General features: G+C 47.4%; 4 protein-coding genes. All 4 read left to right on the plus strand.

Translation table 11 applies throughout. The annotated features are described in order from the left end of the window. Positions 1-298 precede the first annotated feature (298 nt). On the plus strand, positions 299-1,105 hold the full coding sequence (locus A3751_RS15715) for a crotonase/enoyl-CoA hydratase family protein (protein ID WP_068457801.1): 807 nt from the start codon (positions 299-301) through the stop codon (positions 1,103-1,105). 70 nt (positions 1,106-1,175) lie between these two features. Further along, positions 1,176-1,751: a YdeI family protein gene (locus A3751_RS15720; RefSeq protein ID WP_068457803.1), complete on the plus strand. Its 576-nt coding sequence runs from the start codon at positions 1,176-1,178 to the stop codon at positions 1,749-1,751. 313 nt (positions 1,752-2,064) lie between these two features. Next, positions 2,065-2,349, plus strand: coding sequence for a hypothetical protein (locus A3751_RS15725; RefSeq protein ID WP_068457805.1), 285 nt, complete (start codon positions 2,065-2,067; stop codon positions 2,347-2,349). 272 nt (positions 2,350-2,621) lie between these two features. Continuing rightward, positions 2,622-3,106 (plus strand): lactoylglutathione lyase family protein (locus tag A3751_RS15730; RefSeq protein WP_068457808.1); only part of this gene is annotated, 485 nt, incomplete at its 3' end.

A 3,106-nucleotide genomic window follows, 5' to 3' on the forward strand; every position in this document is an offset into this window, starting at 1 on the left:
AGGGCAAGAGTCGCGCAAAGAGCTTTACACTGAGGATTCACCAACGACGAACTTCCACCTCATTGGTGGTGCTGAGTTTGCCGGTGAATTGGATGCCAAGCGCGCGATTAAACAAGGCGCAGAACTCGCAGCAGAGCTGTAGTTAGAGCTGCAGTTAGAACTGTAGTTAGAACTGTAGTTGCTAGCGCGGAGTGAGAGTGAGAGTGATAGAGAGTGAGGGCTGAAACCTCACTCTCACTGTCTTTCAGATCAAAAGATAAAAACGTACGACAACCAGCGTTAACAAAAGGTCAAAGCCATGGATTTTAAACATATCATTTACAAGGTCGAAGACGGCATCGCGCACGTTATTCTCAACCGACCAGAAAAGTTCAATGCGTTTAATTTCGACCTGATGTGCGACATTGTGAATGTACAAAAGATCATCAAAAAAGACCGAGACATTCGCGTTGTTATTATCTCTGGCAAGGGTGAGCACTTTAGCTCTGGTATCGACATTAAAAGCATCATGGGCCAGCCCATTCAGTTTGCAAAAATCGGCTGGAAGCTAAACCCCTTTGGTACCAACATGGCGCAACGTTTTTGCATTGGCTGGCATCGCCTGCCAGTGCCAGTGATCTGCGTGATGCATGGCATTAGCTACGGTATGGCGATGACTTTAGCCTTAGGTGCCGACATGCGCTATGCGCGACCGGATACCGAGCTGGCGATTATGGAAGCAAAATGGGGCATGGTCCCTGACATGGCGGGGCTGCAAACGATTCGGAGTACGATCTCGCAAGACATTGCGAACGAGCTCATCATGACGGGCGACCCCATTAAAGCTGACAAAGCGCTCGAATACGGTCTAGTAACACGCGTTGTCGAAGACCCAATGGCTGAAGCATTGGCCATGGCAGAAACGCTGAAGGCGCGATCGCCCGATGCTACCGCGGCCATCAAGTTTACCAATCAAAAAAGTTGGAATGGCTCTACGCGCACATTACTAGCGCGCGAAACCATCTACCAAATCGCGCAGCTTGTGAGTAAAAACTGGCGTATCATGGATATCCGTAATCGCAAAGATCCAAACAGGCCTTTTGTTAAGCGCCAATGGTGGTGGTAATGGTGGTGCTAATGGTAATAGTAGCGCTTAGGTTGGCTTGCCCACTCTTCATAATCTAAAAAATCAAACTATGCCTGATCCGAATCCCGCGCGTATCGTCACCTTTGCAACTCCGAACGATCTCGCCCAATGGCTCGAGGAAAATCACGACAGCGAGCGAGAGCTGTGGGTGAAGATATTCAAAAAAGGTACCGGCATTGAAAGTGTCACTTGGGATGACGTGGTCATCGAGTCATTATGCTGGGGCTGGATTGATGGCATCAAAAAATCCCTAGACGATCAAGCCTACCTGCAACGCATCACCCCCAGAATAAAAAACAGCACGTGGTCCAAACGAAATACCGAACATGCTGAGCGTCTAATACGCGACGGCCGGATGCAAATAGCAGGGCTAGCCGAGATTCACGCAGCAAAAGCGGATGGCCGCTGGGACAAGGCGTATGTCGCCAGTGAGATTGAAGTGCCAGAGGATTTTATAGCCGCTCTTAATGATGAGCCGCAAGCTCAACAGTTTTATGCCACACTGAGTAAATCGAGTCGCTACGTCATCGCTTACGGACTAACAAGCGCAAAAAAGGCAGAGACCCGACAAAGGCGCTTTCTGAAATACATGGCGATGCTAACCGAAGGAGAAAAGCCAAGGTAAGTCCTCTTTAAATAAGAGGGCACAGCGCAAGGTGTCGGCAAATAACGCTTAATTGAATCACTTGCTAAGCCTTTTCAGCAATTCATAAATACCCCCTCTGCCAATCGTCTTGTCTGGCTTGCTAGTCTGTCTAATTGATGGGATGTTAGTTGGAGCACACGAAAGCGCGTCCAATGTCGGGAGATATTCTGATACATAAAGCGTACTTTCATTAAGCCTTACTTATGGCCTTACTTACGGTCTTTCTTCAAGGCTTGTGTAAGCTATTTGCCTCTTTCTAAAAAAGAATCTGAGCCAACAAAAGGACCAACGAATGAATGTGGACAAAGCGAAAAAACGTATCGCAAAACAAGTGAAGAAAGGCTTTAAGGGCTACCCTCTGATCTCAATACAGTACTTCGGTCGCACCTCAGATAGGGCGAGCGAAGTAGTTATCTCATTCACTCTTGAAGAAGGCGCAGAACCTCAAGAGCAGAAGCTTTCGAGCGACCATGACGCGAGAGAAGATGAAGCCATTCAATCGGTTATTATAAAAATAATTGATCGAGCCAATGCCAATAGCGTGACCGAAATCGACGGTATTTCGATGATCCGTTAAGCGCATTCATGCGCCTCGATTACCGAGTGATGCCGCTATACGACGATACCCTCCCTAATTCGTTTACGATACGCCCGATGATCAAACCTGAGTGGTATGGGCTCTCTGGAGAAGCACAATGCGACACTTGCTTAACGACGTATCATGACTAGAGTTTATTCGAGAAACGACCGTACGAAAAAACCTATCTTGCCTAGCAACTATCCGCTAGGGGCTCAGAGTTAAGCACTAGCCCATAGTCGCAAGCCAAGTAGGACACTAAGAGGGTTACAATGAACACCTATCCAAGAACGTTTTCACATATCGGCATATCCGTTCCTGACGTCGAGAAGGCGGCCAAATTTTATAGCGATGTAATGGGTTGGTATCACATTATGGAGCCGACCGTCATCACCGAGGAATCGGAAACCGCGATCGGACAAATGTGTATTGATGTATTCGGCACTGGCTGGGGTTCATTTAAAATTGCGCATATGTCGACGGGCGATAAGATCGGCGTTGAGATGTTCGAATTTAAGAACAATGAAACACCCAAAGACTTCGAGTACTGGAAAACCAGCACCTTTCATTTCTGCGTGCAAGATCCAGACATTGAAGGCTTAGTTGCCAAGATAGTCGAGCATGGTGGCAAACAACGCATGCCGATTCGAGAATACTATCCTGGCGAGAAGCCTTATAAGATGTGTTATGTAGAAGATCCATTTGGTCTAATTTTCGAAGTATATTCGCATAGCTACGAGCTCACCTATTCACAAGG

Source organism: Oleiphilus sp. HI0080 (assembly GCF_001635135.1).